At 59.4% G+C, this 14,905-nt stretch carries 13 protein-coding genes and 3 pseudogenes; 9 read left to right on the forward strand and 7 right to left on the reverse strand.

The window, feature by feature from the left end:
* Window positions 1–332: 332 nt before the first annotated feature.
* Window positions 333–544 (forward strand): annotated as a pseudogene (locus ACVWVY_RS18120) (hypothetical protein); the annotation flags it as partial.
* Between the two features lie 127 nt (window positions 545–671).
* Here the strand turns inward: ACVWVY_RS18120 and ACVWVY_RS18125 are convergent.
* Both ACVWVY_RS18125 and ACVWVY_RS18130 read right to left on the reverse strand, forming a co-directional pair.
* Window positions 672–1,529 (reverse strand): SDR family oxidoreductase, encoded by an 858-nt coding sequence (locus ACVWVY_RS18125; RefSeq protein WP_456632240.1) that lies wholly within the window; start codon window positions 1,527–1,529, stop codon window positions 672–674.
* Between the two features lie 225 nt (window positions 1,530–1,754).
* Window positions 1,755–3,203: pseudogene (locus ACVWVY_RS18130) on the reverse strand (FAD-dependent oxidoreductase); the annotation flags it as partial.
* Window positions 3,204–3,445: 242 nt separating this feature from the next.
* Between ACVWVY_RS18130 and ACVWVY_RS18135 the strand changes: the two are divergent.
* On the forward strand, window positions 3,446–4,741 hold the full coding sequence (locus ACVWVY_RS18135) for a serine hydrolase domain-containing protein (protein WP_456627651.1): 1,296 nt from the start codon (window positions 3,446–3,448) through the stop codon (window positions 4,739–4,741).
* Between the two features lie 101 nt (window positions 4,742–4,842).
* On the opposite strand, the gene ACVWVY_RS18140 is transcribed toward ACVWVY_RS18135, so the two are convergent.
* On the reverse strand, window positions 4,843–5,094 hold the full coding sequence (locus ACVWVY_RS18140; protein WP_456627652.1) for a hypothetical protein: 252 nt from the start codon (window positions 5,092–5,094) through the stop codon (window positions 4,843–4,845).
* Window positions 5,091–5,549, reverse strand: coding sequence for an extracellular solute-binding protein (locus tag ACVWVY_RS18145; protein WP_456627653.1), 459 nt, complete (start codon window positions 5,547–5,549; stop codon window positions 5,091–5,093). The genes ACVWVY_RS18140 and ACVWVY_RS18145 overlap by 4 nt, the downstream gene beginning before the upstream one ends.
* A 506-nt stretch (window positions 5,550–6,055) precedes the next feature.
* On the opposite strand from ACVWVY_RS18145, the gene ACVWVY_RS18150 reads away from it, so the two are divergent.
* Window positions 6,056–7,489 (forward strand): alpha/beta fold hydrolase, encoded by a 1,434-nt coding sequence (locus ACVWVY_RS18150; protein ID WP_456627654.1) that lies wholly within the window; start codon window positions 6,056–6,058, stop codon window positions 7,487–7,489.
* A 108-nt stretch (window positions 7,490–7,597) separates the two neighbouring features.
* Here the strand turns inward: ACVWVY_RS18150 and ACVWVY_RS18155 are convergent, their stop codons facing one another.
* Both ACVWVY_RS18155 and ACVWVY_RS18160 read right to left on the reverse strand, forming a co-directional pair.
* Window positions 7,598–8,386, reverse strand: a complete 789-nt coding sequence (locus ACVWVY_RS18155; protein ID WP_456627655.1) for a class I SAM-dependent methyltransferase — start codon at window positions 8,384–8,386, stop codon at window positions 7,598–7,600.
* A gap of 432 nt (window positions 8,387–8,818) precedes the next feature.
* Complete coding sequence (locus tag ACVWVY_RS18160; protein ID WP_456627656.1) at window positions 8,819–9,799, reverse strand: Bug family tripartite tricarboxylate transporter substrate binding protein; 981 nt, start codon at window positions 9,797–9,799, stop codon at window positions 8,819–8,821.
* A 474-nt stretch (window positions 9,800–10,273) separates the two neighbouring features.
* On the opposite strand from ACVWVY_RS18160, the pseudogene ACVWVY_RS18165 reads away from it, so the two are divergent.
* The 6 genes and pseudogenes from ACVWVY_RS18165 to ACVWVY_RS18190 all read left to right on the forward strand — a co-directional run.
* A pseudogene (locus ACVWVY_RS18165) lies at window positions 10,274–10,492 on the forward strand (SDR family NAD(P)-dependent oxidoreductase); the annotation flags it as partial.
* A gap of 28 nt (window positions 10,493–10,520) precedes the next feature.
* The gene (locus tag ACVWVY_RS18170; RefSeq protein ID WP_456627657.1) at window positions 10,521–11,687 is read left to right on the forward strand and encodes a DUF305 domain-containing protein; all 1,167 of its coding nucleotides are present in this window, start codon (window positions 10,521–10,523) and stop codon (window positions 11,685–11,687) included.
* A 429-nt stretch (window positions 11,688–12,116) separates the two neighbouring features.
* Complete coding sequence (locus ACVWVY_RS18175) at window positions 12,117–12,701, forward strand: phosphatase PAP2 family protein (RefSeq protein ID WP_456627658.1); 585 nt, start codon at window positions 12,117–12,119, stop codon at window positions 12,699–12,701.
* Window positions 12,688–13,293, forward strand: coding sequence for a cupin domain-containing protein (locus tag ACVWVY_RS18180; RefSeq protein WP_456627659.1), 606 nt, complete (start codon window positions 12,688–12,690; stop codon window positions 13,291–13,293). Before ACVWVY_RS18175 ends, ACVWVY_RS18180 begins: the two co-directional genes overlap by 14 nt.
* On the forward strand, window positions 13,290–13,637 hold the full coding sequence (locus ACVWVY_RS18185; protein ID WP_456627660.1) for a DUF3147 family protein: 348 nt from the start codon (window positions 13,290–13,292) through the stop codon (window positions 13,635–13,637). Before ACVWVY_RS18180 ends, ACVWVY_RS18185 begins: the two co-directional genes overlap by 4 nt.
* A complete protein-coding gene (locus tag ACVWVY_RS18190) occupies window positions 13,634–14,110 on the forward strand; it encodes a hypothetical protein (RefSeq protein ID WP_456627661.1) in 477 nt (158 codons plus the stop codon). The genes ACVWVY_RS18185 and ACVWVY_RS18190 overlap by 4 nt, the downstream gene beginning before the upstream one ends.
* 220 nt (window positions 14,111–14,330) lie before the next feature.
* On the opposite strand, the gene ACVWVY_RS18195 is transcribed toward ACVWVY_RS18190, so the two are convergent.
* On the reverse strand, window positions 14,331–14,846 hold the full coding sequence (locus ACVWVY_RS18195; protein ID WP_456627662.1) for a YciE/YciF ferroxidase family protein: 516 nt from the start codon (window positions 14,844–14,846) through the stop codon (window positions 14,331–14,333).
* Window positions 14,847–14,905 lie beyond the last annotated feature (59 nt).

The raw sequence follows: 14,905 nt of genomic DNA on the forward strand, positions 1-14,905 counted from the left end.
ATAGCGCGCGGAAATTGCGCTTTACGCGGATACGTTCGGCTCCGGCGAGAGGCCGGCGTTTCAAAATAGCGCCGGGGGCCGGCCGAGCTACAGCCCGCCGGTTCACGCCGGCGGATTTTTAATTGCTTGAGCCAAAACAGATGCGATATCCTCGGGCGGATCCCCTCGAAGTGCATTTTCAATCACGATCCTCAGATGTTGGAGCACCCGGGCGCTGGCAGCGGCAATGGCGTCGTCCTCCGGTAAACCAGTTTGAATTGCGGTGTGGGCGACAGCCGAATCGACGTAGTCCGCGATGATTTTGGATACCTGATACGGATCGGTGTGGCGAGCTGTTGAAACAACTCCACGGTCTTGTCGAATCCGGAAACACCGTCATCGTTGTTGAGCACGACATGGGAATCGCGGCAACAGCGACTGGATCATCGATGTTGGGCCGGGAGCAGGCGATGAAGGCGGAAGGATAGTGGCCTCAGGGCCGTCTGAGCGGGTTGCGTCCACCACTCAAAGCCGGACAGCCAGGTATCTCCAACGAGCGCTTTGAGACAACCGCGGGCTTAGGCTTGCTGTGCCGGTCGACATCCAAGTTGTCTCCATTGATCGTCACTGTACGATCGATAAGTACCTCGGCTTAATGAACGAGGGCGCACGCGTCCCCATCATGCGTCCAGTCAGAGGAACGGCTTGCCGCCGGTGACGGCGATGGTTGCGCCTGAGACGTAGCTCGACAGCGGATCCGCAAGCATGACGTACGCCGTGGCCAGCTCGACTGGCTGACCGGGGCGTTTCATCGGGACCTGTTTGCCGAAATTTTTTACGGAATCCTCGGGCAGGGTCGACGGAATGAGCGGCGTCCAGATCGGGCCCGGGGCGACCGCGTTGGCGCGGATGCCTTTTTCGGCCAGCATCTGTGCCAGACCTGCCGTAAAATTATGAATGGCGCCCTTGGTCGTTGCATAGGCCAGCAGCGTCGGGTTGGGTGCATCCGAATTGATCGAGGCGGTGTTGATAATGCAGCTACCCGGCTTCATGTGACTGACCGCCGCCTTGGTGAGGTAGAACATCGCGTGGATGTTCACCTTGAACGTCAGTTCCCATTCCTCGTCGCTGATCTCGTCGATTGATTTAAAGCTGGCCTGATGGGCTGCGTTGTTGACGAGGATATCGATCCCGCCCAGCTCCGATACGGCCTTCGCAATGACTGCGCGGCATTGGCCCGGGTCCTGGATGTCGCCGGGCAGCAGAACGGCTTTTCTGCCGCTTTCTTTCACCAGCCGCTCGGTCTCCCGGGCGTCCTCGTGTTCGTCAAGATAGGAGATCAGAACGTCTGCACCCTCCCTGGCATAGGCGATGGCAACCGCGCGGCCGATTCCGCTATCGCCACCGGTGATGACGGCCTTCTTGCCGTTGAGGCGACCGCTGCCCTTGTACGAGGTTTCGCCGTGATCGGGCGCGGGGTTCATAGCGGCAGTCTTGCCGGGCATCGGCTGGGGCTGGCTCGGGAAGGGGGGACGGGGATAATGCAGCATGGCGATTCTCCAGGAGCGCGCGGAGTGCGTCGAACGTCGCGGGTGGTGTGTGCGGTGATCGGGTTGAGGCGATTTCAGGTTTCCGAATGGAGTGAAGTCTCCCGTTCGCCGTCTTGATCCTTGCCGGCATATTCTTCGAAGCGCGTTTTGATGTTCCGCCCCGGCCAGAGAGCCGATGGCAGGTGCATTGAGCGCTGTTCCATCGATGGCAAAGTGAGATCCGTGGCAGGGGCAATCCCAGCACGTCTCGAACGAGTTCCAGTGCAGGTGGCAGCCCACATGCGTGCAGGCGGCAGAGCGCGCATACAGCTTGCCGGAAGGATCACGATAGGCAGCAATCTTGCTGATGCCTTGCCGGATGATGGCGCCGTGCCCGGCTTTCAGCTCGCTGACGTCAGCGAGCTCGCCCGGCGCGAGATACTCGGCAAAGTTCTTCACGGCGGTCATGTTCTCTTTCAGAAAATTGCTTATCCCGGCGGGCGTCTTGCGCGACGGCTCATAAACGTCGGCCCATCTGGCCTCTCGTCCGAGGATCAGCGCCGAATTGATCATGGCGCCCGCCACGCCGTGGGTCATGCCCTGGCCGGAATCTCCGGTGTGCACGTAGATATTGGTGCTTCCCGGATTCCTGCCGATGAAGCCGGCGTAGTCGATGGTGTCGAGCACCTGTCCCGACCACCGGTGGGTGACGTCTTTTGCGGCTGGAACGAGATTGCGCGTCCAGGCTTCGAGCGCCTGAAAGCGGACTTCGGCGTCGTCGGCTTCGCCGCTCTTGTGGTCGCCGCCGCCGACGATGAGAAAGTCGGTTCGACCATCGCCGGGCTGCAGCCGCACATAGTGGTACGGGTCGAGCGTGTCCCAGTACAGGGCGTCCGGAATGGCTCCTTTAGGGATCGAAAAGGCCATCGCGTAGGTGCGATAGGGGGCCATTTTGGTGTGCAGGGCAAATCGATCGACGATCGGAGCATTGGTGGCCACGACCGCAGCCCGGGCGGTTATCTTTCCGCCGCCAGCCGTGACGACGACCTTGCCGTCGTCGCGCTCCTCGATCCGCTCGACGACCGTGTCGCTATGGAAGCTGCCGGCCTTTGCCTCGACGGTTGCGACAAGACCTTTGAGATATTTGAGCGGATGAAACGTGCCCTGGCGCGGATAGCGCAACACGTGCTGCTGGTCGCAATGGGCGAGGGGCACGCCGACCAGCCGGTGAACGAGTGCGCCGACCTGGCGGACCGCATCCAGTTCGTCCTCGATGATCTTCGAGTCGGTGTTGAGCGCCTGAAACAGATAACCGTCGAGGCGCCGAAAATCGCACTCGATGGCTTCCCGCTTCTGGATTTCCTCGATGCGATCTACCGCTGCCGCCTGACTCTCGTAGAACCGGCGGGACATTTCCTCGCCGCGGAGGCTGATCATCGCCGACGTCAGATCGTCGCATAGCGGCGCCAGATGCGCGCTGGTGCGAGCCGTGATGCCGCCCGCGATCTTGCCCCGATCCAGCACGACGACATGCGAGCCTTCGATGGCAAGTTCATAGGCCGTAGAAATACCGGCAATACCTGCGCCGATGATGACGACATCGCATTCCTTGTCGCCCTGAAGCGATGTGGCGCGCGGGGCTACCGCGACGTCCATCCAAAGTGACTTGCTGCGCCGATCGACGAAATGATCCATCTGAAAATCCAACCGGTCGAGAACGAGGTTGAGAGTCAAACGGCCGATCGGGTGACTCGTTCCAACGAGCACTGCGGCATCAGGCCTGACCCATCAGCTCACGCAAGGATCTGGAACGGCTGTACTGGCGAAGATCGGATAAAAATCGCCCGTCGCCTGCCTTGTCAGCCAACAATCGATAGAACATCATCGCCGCCTACCCGCGCCTAGTGGACAAGAAAAGACAAACAAGGGAGGAAAGCATGAAAGCTGCGCTGAGACTTCTGCTTGTCACGACGACCTTGATCCTCGCTGGCCCCACCTTTGCGGAGGTACTGTCGACCGCAAAGCCCGAGACCGTCGATGTCTCGCCGGACCGGCTCTCCCGCATTCGGACAGTACTGCAACAGGAGATCGACGCCGATCGCATGCCAGGGGCCGTTGTTATGATCGCCCGACGAGGCCAGTTGATTTATTCCGAAGCAATCGGCTTTCAGGACAAGGCAGCCGGTAAGCCAATGAACAAGGAAGTGATCTTCCGCATCTATTCGATGACCAAACCGCTGGCGTCAGTTGCTGCAATGATGCTGGTCGAAGAAGGCAAGATGCAACTCACTGATCCGGTGGCCAAGTTCCTGCCGCAGCTTGCCAAGATGGAGGTGCTCGTTACCGACAAGGACGGCAAGACCACGCGGGAGACTGCCAAGCATCAGATTACGATCCAAGATCTCTTCAGACATACCGCAGGATTTGCTTATGGAGAGTTTTCAAATGTCCCGGAGCTGAAAGCGGCGTATGCGGAAGCGAAACTCTTCCAGCCCACGGTCACGGCGGAATCCCGCATGATCACGCCGGAGCAGTTCGTTGCCGGCATTGCGAAGGCACCATTGGTGCACGAGCCAGGCACGACATGGGAGTACAGTATGGCCGTCGATGTGCTGGGACGCGTCGTGGAGGCCATATCGGGCCAGCGCCTGTCGGTGTTTCTCGATGAACGCCTGTTCCGGCCTCTCAATATGGTCGACACGGGCTTTAAGGTCCCTGAGCCACAATCGAGCCGTATAGCTGAGCCATTGCCGAAGAATCCGCTCACGGGCGGACCCAACGACGTCATGCTCGACGTAAAAATCGATCCCTTAAACGACTCTGGTGGGGGTGGAGCAGTATCGACTGCTGCCGACTATCTGCGCTTCTGCCAGATGATGTTGAACGGCGGCACGCTCGATGGTCGGAGGTATCTGAGCCCAACGAGCGTCAAGCTGATGGCTTCCGATCACTTGGGTAATCGGCCCTCATCACCGGTAACACCCGGCGTGCAGTTGATGGGAGTTGACGGTTACACTTTCGGCCTCGGCTTCATGGTTCGACAAGGGCCGGGCCTCGCAGCGGTGCCAGGCACTGAAGGCGAGTACATGTGGGCTGGCGCTGGTGGAACGTTCTTCTGGATTGATCCCAAGGAGCAGCTGGCAGTCGTGTACATGGCACAAACGCCGGGCGCAATTCGCCCCTACTACCGGCGCATGATCAAGGCATTGGTTGCGCAAGCGTTAGAAAACTAGCGAAAGGTGAGGCGGGTCCGCTTACAGATTTGTTGGCGGACTTCGCCTCGCTCGGTAAGCGGCCGACTGCAATGCAAACTGATGAGGAGTGGGATCAAAACCTACAAAAGATAATAACCTCTTTCTTGTTGATATTGACAGTCTTGCCGTCCCTTCTCGATCTCGGAGCCGCCCCACGACCACATGTAGGGGTAGCTGAACGTTGGCGCGTCGCCGAAAGTGTGGCCAAGAGTCTGGCCAATGGGTCGGCCCATGACTTTGAGCTTCTTGCCAACCTCGCGGTACTTCTCCCATGTGTCGGGGAAGCTCGGGGAACCGACTTCGTCGAACCACGATTTTCGGTAGGCGATCATGGCGCCGACGATCGTCCATGGCACGGCGATCCATTTCTGGCCGTCGGCCGAGTTCGATTTGCACAGACGTAGTAGCCGCCTTCGGCCTGACCTACACCGGTTGCGATGTCCGAAAGGTCGACGACACTCTCCGAATAAATCTGCGGGTGGTTGTTAAGGAGCATGATGATGTCGGGACCTGCGCCCGACTGGATCGCTGAGGTGATGCGGGGCTGCAGGTCGTTGCCGTTCACGGTCTCGAGATTGATCTTGATCCCCAGCGCCCTCTCGGCGGCAGGCAACACTTCCTTGCGCAACAGCTCGTCGGAAGCCGGCACGAAGTCATTCCAGCGCAGCCATTGGAGGGTCGTGCCCTGTGCAAAGGCGGGCGCGCGGTCAGTGGCCAGGATGCCGGCCATCCCGCCCAAGAGTGGGGTACCGGCCTTGAGGACATTACGTCGGGTTACTGTCGTCATGCGTTCCTCCCTGGTGACGTCCTGGCCGGTCTGATGCCGGCTTGGATTCCTTTCAGGCTATCCCGCCGCCGTGGTTGAACGCGTGCGCACGCTCTCGCGCGCGCAACCCATTGTTTCGACGATCATTTGTTGGTGTTTCAACTGATTTCGGCAAAAAACAGCGCGAATTCTTCGCGGAGCAGGCACTGAACGATACTGCCATATCGCACCCTCCCGCGCCGCAGTGGTGCTGCCGTCGCTGAGCGGGTTTTCCCCGTCTTATGGAGAGCTTGGTACCGGGATGCTGGCGCGATGCCATTGTCGCCGGTCGCCACGGGAAATCAAGTGCTATGGCCTCACGTCGTGGATTGGCCGTTGCGTTCACCCAAAGCGGACGTTGGGAGACTGCGTCTGCCCCCGATCGTTTGCCATTCCTCACTTGCGGCTACGATGCAAAATGTTAGTTTTTGGGCGCTCCCGTTGCATTGCGTGAAACGTATCGCTTCGACACGACGGCGGAGGAAAGCATGCAGCGCCGACTTGCGGCGATTTTGGCTGCGGATGTGGTTGGCTACAGCCGCTTGATGGGCGCTGACGAGATAGGAACAATCACATCGCTCAAGTCACACCGTCGCGAACTAGTCGATTCCGGAATTTCAGAACATCACGGCCGCATCGTGAAAACTACCGGCGATGGGATGTTGGTCGAATTCGCCAGCGTGGTCGATGCAGTTGGTTGCGCGGTCAAGATTCAGCGCAGCATGGTCCGACGTAACGCCGCTATTCCCGCGGAAAAGCAAATCATCTTTCGAATCGGAATCAACGTCGGCGACATCATCATTGATGGCGACGATATTTTTGGCGACGGCGTCAATATCGCGGCTCGTCTGGAAACACTTTGCGAACCCGGCGGTCTATGTATTTCACGGGCAGCAAACGACCAGATCAGGGACAAACTGTCGATGGCTTTCGCCGATCTCGGCGAGCAGGCTGTAAAGAACATCGCGCGTGCTGTCGGCGTATTCGGACTTACCGCCAAGGATATCGAGGCGATTCCGGAAGCAGCCATTCCCTCATCTGCGGAAGATACGGCGAGGACAACCGTTCGGTTCGAACAGGAGATTCATTACTGCCAAACCGGAGACGGCGTGCAACTTGCCTACGCCCGGACGGGCCAGGGTCACCCGCTGGTAAAAACCGGCCACTGGATGACCCACATCGAATTCGATCTTGAAAGTCCGATCTGGCGGCATCTCTACCAGGAATTGTCTCGTGAGCACGCCTTCTTCCGATACGACGCCCGTGGGAACGGGCTCTCGGATCGTGAGGTCCTGGACGTCACATTTGAACGATTGGTGGAAGACCTCGAAGCGGTTGTAGATGCCGCGAGCCTCGATCGATTCGCGCTTCTCGGTATATCGCAGGGTTGCGCGATTTCGATCGCTTACGCCGTCCGACATCCGGAACGGGTGTCGCATCTAATTCTACTCGGAGGTTTTGCCGTGGGCTGGAAGAAGCGCGCTAGGACCGAGGCCGAGAAGGCAGCCGGAGAAGCGATGCTCACCCTCATGCGCCTGGGATGGGGTCAGGAAAATCCGGCATTTAGGCAAATGTTCACCTCGCAGTTTATTCCGGGCGCTAATAAGGAACAGGCCGACTGGTTCAACGAGCTTCAACGAATCTCGACGTCGCCCGCCGACGCTGCGCGTACTTTTCTGGCAAATAGCGAAGTGGACGTGAGTTCGCTCCTATCACAGGTCAAGGTGCCGACCCTTGTCATGCATGCCCGTCATGACGCCAGAGTACCCTTCGAATCCGGTAGGCGCCTGGCCGCAGGCATCCCGGGCGCTCGTTTCTTTCCGCTTGAAAGCCGAAACCACATCATGTTGGAAGGCGAACCCGCACTTACGCGCTTTCTGGAAGAACTGCGATCATTTCTGGGTGCCGACGGCGGGCGCTAACTCAATGATGGCAGCTTCCGCTGTTCGCACGAAACGGACTAGATGGGCCGGGCAGAGCGGAGGTGGTTGGGGGCTCCCAGGACCACCTTTGATATCCATGATGGACAGTCACGCTGGCATACGCCCCTTTACAGCATTCGCACAGGCTCCGTAGGTGATACGGCCAGCCGCATCCGCCGGAAGACGCCCACGCACGCGAGTCTTAAGGAGTTCCGCGTCCTTGGGCGGCATTGCCGCAAACGTCGGGCGGAGCGTCGGGATTAGCAAGGTAGTCGTCCAGAAATCGTCGAAGTCATCGAAGGTACGTTGCACTTCTATCTCTCTTGTTTCGATCGCAACGAGCCCTGCGTTTGTCCACAATTCTCGAAGTGCTTCGATCCGCGAAGCTTCGATGCTTGGCTGGCGCGGAGGCGCGTAGCCCATTGCGACCATCTCCGACAGGATCGGTGTGGCAGTAGCTCTGCCGCCCATAACATCCCACACGTAGGCTGCTATTTCACCGCCTGGTTGAACCACCCGGGCCATCTCGGCGACGCCTTTAGCTGGATCAGGAACGAAGAAAATCACCAGCGCCATGACTGCCACATCAAAATTGCTATCGGGGAAGGGAAGCGACATTGCGTCGCCCAATTGAAATTTGGCTATTCGTGTACCGGGGCGCGCGCGAGCAAAGTCTAGCTGTGCTTCTGACGGATCAATTCCGTGGACCTCGGTCGGAGCGAAACCGTGGACTATCAGTTCTGTGAACGCCCCGTTTCCACAACCGACATCGATCCATCTCAATCCTGAGTGGGGCTTCAGCCAGTCAAGAAAAACATCGCCCGCGAGCCTGCTCCAAACTCCCATCATCCGTTCATAGCTGGCCCCGTCATCGAAGCGAATTTGTTGCTCTGTCATTGGCAAGGCACTCCCAATCACCCGTTTGAACCAGCCTTAACCTTGGTTCAAGTTGCCATTCCACCATACGGAAGAGCCAAAGAATAGCGCTTGCTCGATGTCTGTTCATGGCACTTTTTGGACCTGCCCGGCTGGCGACGTCTGTTCTTGAGGGTAAAGCCGACCTCGCAACTTCGCGCGTCCACGTCTGAAAATGACCCAAAGCTGCCGAACATGTGCGTTTTTGTATGTCACTCCAGCAGTTGTTGCTGCCGCAATCGTCTGGGTCCTACCGCGCTGAGCATGTCGGCTCACGGCACTTTTCGGACGTGCGCAGCGGGAGCGATCATGTCCGTTCACGGGGGCAGACGGCCCCCCCGACTTCGTCGGTCGACTTCCGAAAATGACCCAGAGCTGCCATTCCGTGTGTGCGCAGACACACAGAAGCCAGCATCAGTCTGCCTGCAAACCAGCAGCCTTGATGGGACCTTCCCAGCGCGCGATCTCCTCAACCACATATTTGGCAAGGTATTCGGGCCCGCGCCGCTCAGGTGCAACGCCGACCACGCCGATGGCGTTAAACCGTGTCTTAATTGCAGGCGTATCCATTGCGACATGGGTTGCCTCGTTCAGCTTGGCCACAATGTCCTTCGGCGCGCCTTTCGGCAGGAAGAAAGCCGTCCAAGTCACGACATCGTAGTCCGTGATACCCTGCTCGTGCGCGGTCGCAAGCTCAGGCATCAGCGGCGTTCGCTCGCGCGACAACAGCGCGAGGGGCTTCGACTGCTTTGCGGCGGCGCGCGCCACAACGGTACCTATGTTGCCGCACATATAATCGATGTGGCCGCCGATCAGGTCGTTCGCGGCAGGCCCGCCACCCCGATAGGGAACGTGGGGCACGTCGACGCCGATCCTCGCGTTGAGCAGCGCGCAAGCAAGATGCGTGGTCGATCCAACACCTGCCGAGCCGTATTGCACCTTCGTGCCGTTCTGTTTCAGCAGCGCGGTAAATTCCGCAAGGTTTTCAGCGGGTAGATCCTTGCGGCCTTCCAGCACCATCGGCTGGTCAGAGAAAAGCGTGACGGGGGTGAAGTCGCTCACTGCATCATAGCGGCGCTTTCGGTATATCGATTGATTGTAAGCGTGGGTGCCGACGGTCCCGAGCAGAACTGTATAGCCGTCCGGCTTGGCGTTGATCGCGCGTTGGACGCCGATGATGCCCCCTGCGCCAGTCACGTTCTCCACGATCATTGATTGGCCGAGCACCTCGCCCATGCGCTCTCCGATGATACGGGTTATCGTGTCGAACACGCCACCGGCCGAGTAGGGCACCACGATGGTGATGGGCCGCGCTGGATAGGATTGCGCTTCCGCCGCAACCGACCAGATCGCGGCCCCAGCAACCGCAAGCAACGCAAAACGGCGCCCTAGCATACGTCGCTCCCGATCTTGGAAAGCTCCGAGCTTTAGAAACTAGCATGTTTTACGCCGCCCGTCGAATAACCATGTGCGTTTGCTGGCAGTGCATGAGTCCGTTGTTGGCACATTTGAGACATCCCGATGCACGGTAACGATGTCTGTTTATAGGGGTAGACCGGAACTCATCGGTACGCGGACAAACCGGCGCGATTGACCCACAGCGGACATTTATTCGAGTAAGCCGCTGTTCAGGCGATTTATAAAGTGACGATCATTAGGTTGGCTTTTCGTCTCTTTCTAGCTGAGGCTTTTCATACAAGACCGCGTTCAACAAAGAAACGGTGCACCTCGACTTTTCCGTTGTAGCTGTGCGGTTACCCGTCGCAGCTCAGTAGTCCCATGGATCGTGCTCATTTGTGATCTGTCCTGGCTCACTGTTTCACTACGCAAGGGTGTCAGGACACGCGCTGGTGCGCTTAACGGGTGGCCCGCCGTGCGGAGATGATGGATACTGCGGTCGGGCCAGCCGAAAAGGATGATCCAGCGGAGGTCGCGAACAACGGTTTCGACGCCATGATGAAGGGCGAGGGCGACGTGGTGAGCGGTTTAAAGAACAAGGTTCAATCCGCGGCCGCGAATGTAACGCCTGCCAGCGTTCTGGCCAGTCAGCACCGGAAAATGGCTGAACCCGGCACCGCAAAGAAGTGACATCGATCGGTCAGGACTTGGATAGCCGTTGATATTAGGAAGCAATGTATCGGGCCTCGGAGCCGCCCGGCGATGGATTGCTGCGGCTTATCTCGGGCTCATCAGCAGCACATTCTCCACGGTTGTCAGTCAATTGTCCGCCGCAAGAATTGGACGCGATGCGCTTGTCGACTGGATGTCGGTCGCCGCCATCCCGGCACGTGACTTGGCCTTGACTGCCGAGCCATCGCTAGGCGGTATCGCGGTCGGCATCGCCTTTCACCATTGGGCCGACTTCTCTTGGGCGCTGGTCATCTTCGGAGTTCTCGGAAAATGGACCGCCAATCGGAGTCCTGCCTGGCTCGCCGTAGCTGCTGTGCCTTGGGCCATCCTGACCTCATCACTCGAGTGGTTCCTGCTGGTCCCCTTGTTTTCGTTTTGGCAGCCGATCTTCACGTTGCAGCAGCCGTACTGGATCGGTTTCCTGGTCCATCTCTCGTCGGCATCCATGTATCCGCTGTTCGCCTGGCTTCGTCGCTCGCCTTCTGAAGGTCAGCTATTCCAAGGAGGGACATTCCTTCGGTTGTGGACCTTAGGCTCAATTGCTGGAATCCTACTGCTTGGGACTGCTGCGCTGTTCGCCGCCCATGATCGCGAATTGCCGTGGATCGGTGGGGATCCGACCATCGACCAGACCTTCATTCGGCATATGGTGACCCATCACGAGCAGGGGATTCTGCTGGCCGAGATTGCCGCGGAGAAGGCCGGTGACCCCCATATCCGCGCCCTCTCGAAGCTTATGGTGGCGAGCCAAAGGGGGGAGGCTAAGATTCTCTCGCACTGGTGGGCCAGTTGGTTCGTTGAGTCGATGCAGGTCTGCTCGGCGCAGGAACGCGCGTCGATGCCCGGTGTGCTCGACGCGATGGAGGTCGCGAAACTTGGATCAACAGAAGCAGCCTCTTTCGACGTCGTGTACCTCGAGCTCATGACCAGGCATCACAAGGGAGCGGTCGCGATGGCAGATGCTCAGCTCCGCGATGGGAGCGACCCGCGGCTTCGGATCATGGCGCATGCCATCCGTCATGAGCAGCAAGGAGAAATCGCGCTGATGCACGGCGCGAGCGGCGGAGGCGCGGTATCCGCCGCTTTCCGAAATATGTTTGCTGACACCATGAATTCGGCAAATACCGCGGGTATGGGGACCACGAAAGAATAACTCGGCTCGAAGAGCCTAGCGCTTGCGACTCGATTTGGCATGTGTACCGGTCCTGTCAAGCTTGGTGATGATCTCCGCGATCGCCTTTGCCAACACCGAGAGGTTCGGTGGGGCGCTCCTCATTTCTAACAACTCAGCCAGGGCCGCGAGGCTGTCAACCGCCCGTGCATAGGCCTCGCCGATGTTGGTAGACCCGCCACAGAATGTCTTTCCATCCCTCCGCCGGCGAGGTCGCGTCGCGCCCCCGGTCCGCGCCCTCGGTCACCAAGCCTGCAGCCGCCCAACGCCTTTTCAGTTGTTCGCATCGGTGGGAGTGTCCAATTGGTTCCATGCTGGGAAGGTGAACTTGGAACCCGCTCGGGAGTTAACGGTGGCAAACCGTTTGAACGAGGTTCTGCGGCTTACTCCATACGCCGCCCGGACGAAGCGATGGCTCTAGTCAAAGTCAGACCTACGAAGCCCGACGCGCTGATAGCGCGGACCGTGGCACGTAACACCAACCACCGCGCCGAGGTGATCTCGCGGGGGCTCACCTGGGGCGCGGACGAGAAGATACTCCTGCTTCTGGCTGCCCTCGGGTGGGTCGCAACCCGCGGCAGGTCGAAGCAACTGCAGCGAGCTGGCAATCACGCGCTCCTCGTCGCAGTGACGGCCTCGCTGATCCCCCATGCCATGAAGTCGATCTTCGACCAGACCCGCCCCGACCGTAAGACCGTGCTGGGCCATATGCACGGCGTCTCCTTCTCCGGCAAGCGGGACGATGCATTCCCGTCCGGTCACGCCCTCCACATGGGCGCGCTGGCTTCCGCGGCGGGCACCCTACCGCCTCTGCCGAGGCGGGCGATTCGGACTTTGGCGGTCGGTCTTTCGTTGACGCGGATCGTCGTGCTGGCGCATTGGGCCAGCGACGTGGTCGCGGGCTTCGCGCTCGGCGCCGTCATGGAACGGCTGTTGCGCTTCTGGACGGGCTATCCGCTGCGATCATCGATGGAGGACGAACATGCCCATTCTTGAGGACATGAAGGAGTACATGCAGCGGGCAACCGGTCTGCGCCGACCGGGCAAGAAGGAAGCTTCGGATCTTACGCGGCCTAGGAAGCCCCACACCGCCCGCTTCAAGGATGACGGCCTTGTCCCAAATCATCCACGCTGGCCGGTGATTACCTACCGGAGCGCTGTCGATCTCGGTGATGGTCACGATCCGGCCGCCGTAATGGAGGACTTGTTCGAGGCCAACGGCTGGGGTGACACTTGGCGCGATGGGATCTACGACTACGTCCACTACCATTCCAAGATTCATGAGGTGCTCGGCATCGCGCGCGGCAAAGGTCGCGTGCGCTTCGGCGGCAACAAGGGCCGAATCCTCACGTTCAAGGCGGGGGACGTCGCGATCCTGCCGGCCGGGACCGGTCATCAGTGTCTGTCTGCAGATGAGGACTTCCTCGTCGTCGGTGCCTATCCGTCGGCCGGAACCTACGACGATTGTACGACAGTTCAGGATCGCCAGCGCGCTTTGAAGACAATCCCGAAGGTGCCGGTGCCTCGGAAGGATCCCGTATACGGCAAGAGTGGTCCGCTGGCGAAGCTCTGGAAGAAGCAGAAATGACTGAGTACCTCGTCCGCTTTCTGGCCGGCGGAATCGTGGTGTCGGCCTTCGCGATGCTCGGCGACATTTTGAAACCTAAGAGCTTCGCCGGCCTGTTCGGTGCCGCGCCCTCGGTGGCGCTGGCGACCCTCGGCATCGCGATCTACCAGCACGGCGCGTCCTATGCGGCCTCTCAGAGTCTCTCGATGATGGCTGGCGCGATTGCACTGGCCATCTACAGCGTCGTCGTATGCCACCTGTTGATCAGGGCACGCATGCGCGCGCTGCCGGCGACGATGGCGTCGATCGTGGTGTGGCTTGTCGTTGCTTTCGGCTTTTGGTCCTTTGCGGGAGGACGGGCATGACGACCCGGATCCGCATTTCTCCATCATCGCTGCGGGAAGGACGCTGGTACGAATATGTGATCCGCTTTGCACTCGGAGGAGCCGCGACGGTCTTCACGGGCATTATCAGTAGTCGCTACGGCGCCTCGGTCGGAGGGCTCCTCCTGGCTTTGCCAGCGATCTTCTGCGCGAGCGCGACGCTCATCGAAAAGCACGAAATTCGGCGCAAGCGCGAAGCGGGTCTCAGCGGGGAACGGCGCGGGCAGGAAGCCGCGGCGCTCGACGCCGCCCTAGGGGCCCTTGGAATGCTCGCCTTCGCTGGAATGTTCTGGTGGCTGGTGGAGCGCAGCGTCGCCGGCGCCTTCGCTGCAGCCTCGCTGTCCTGGCTGATCTTTTCGGTGGCGGCTTGGTTCGTTCGGCGGAAGCTGAGATTTGCCCGGCGCGAGGCCCGGGAAACGAGTGGCTCCGCGATGCCGCGAAGACGCTCGTTCTAAAGATGGAATCCTGCAGAATGCACTGGTGGGATTACGGCTCAGTCAGCTGACTTCCAACCCGTTGAATGCCGGATGCCTCGCATTTCAGTAGGCCACGATCTCCGACGATTCTGGAGATGTCACCGAACACCTTCGGGCGCGCTGTAACAACCTCGTCGGCGCCGAAACCACCGGCACCATGATATCCAAGTCACCGAAGGCGCCGGTGAATCATTTGGCATCAGGCCGCGGTCGAAGCTTTCGCATTGACGCCTTTACGCAGCGCAACCGTATTTAGCTTGGTATTCGCCGCCTTCTCCTCGTTTAGGTTCGTCGTCAGAAAGCGCACGATTTCGTCGTGGCCGAGTTCTTCAGCCCAAGCGATCAGCGTCCCGTAACGACAGATTTCGTAGTGCTCAACCGCCTGCGCGTTCGCCACGATGCCCGCGTCCAGCACGGTCTTGTCTTCGATCTCGCCGGCTGTCTCGTCGGCCTCCTTGATGATGCCGTCGATAGCCGGACACTTGGTTCCGCTAGGCTCCTTGCCGAGCTTTTCGAAGGCCTTCTGCAGCCGCTCGACCTGCTTATTGGTTTCTTCGAGATGGCCTTTCAGCCCGGCGACCAAGTCCCGGTTGGTAGCTTTCTCGATCATCTTGGGCAGCGATTTGATGATCTGTTGCTCGGCGTAATAGATGTCCTGTAGGCCATGGAGCAGCAAATCATCCATAGTTTTGATGTCCTTGGTAAAAAATCCCATTCGGGCCTCCTTCTGAAATGATAGCAATGGAACGTCGAGGCCCGTTCCCAGTTCCTTTA

It is taken from the genome of Bradyrhizobium sp. URHC0002, assembly GCF_054059515.1.

Coding starts and splice junctions, on each gene's coding strand:
- ACVWVY_RS18175 (WP_456627658.1), top strand. CDS start 12,117: ATGGCTCTAGTCAAAGTCAGACCTACGAAGCCCGACGCGCTGATAGCG.
- ACVWVY_RS18155 (WP_456627655.1), bottom strand. CDS start 8,386: ATGACAGAGCAACAAATTCGCTTCGATGACGGGGCCAGCTATGAACGG.
- ACVWVY_RS18180 (WP_456627659.1), top strand. CDS start 12,688: ATGCCCATTCTTGAGGACATGAAGGAGTACATGCAGCGGGCAACCGGT.
- ACVWVY_RS18195 (WP_456627662.1), bottom strand. CDS start 14,846: ATGGGATTTTTTACCAAGGACATCAAAACTATGGATGATTTGCTGCTC.
- ACVWVY_RS18150 (WP_456627654.1), top strand. CDS start 6,056: ATGCAGCGCCGACTTGCGGCGATTTTGGCTGCGGATGTGGTTGGCTAC.
- ACVWVY_RS18185 (WP_456627660.1), top strand. CDS start 13,290: ATGACTGAGTACCTCGTCCGCTTTCTGGCCGGCGGAATCGTGGTGTCG.
- ACVWVY_RS18135 (WP_456627651.1), top strand. CDS start 3,446: ATGAAAGCTGCGCTGAGACTTCTGCTTGTCACGACGACCTTGATCCTC.
- ACVWVY_RS18140 (WP_456627652.1), bottom strand. CDS start 5,094: ATGATCGCCTACCGAAAATCGTGGTTCGACGAAGTCGGTTCCCCGAGC.
- ACVWVY_RS18125 (WP_456632240.1), bottom strand. CDS start 1,529: ATGCTGCATTATCCCCGTCCCCCCTTCCCGAGCCAGCCCCAGCCGATG.
- ACVWVY_RS18190 (WP_456627661.1), top strand. CDS start 13,634: ATGACGACCCGGATCCGCATTTCTCCATCATCGCTGCGGGAAGGACGC.
- ACVWVY_RS18145 (WP_456627653.1), bottom strand. CDS start 5,549: ATGACGACAGTAACCCGACGTAATGTCCTCAAGGCCGGTACCCCACTC.
- ACVWVY_RS18160 (WP_456627656.1), bottom strand. CDS start 9,799: ATGCTAGGGCGCCGTTTTGCGTTGCTTGCGGTTGCTGGGGCCGCGATC.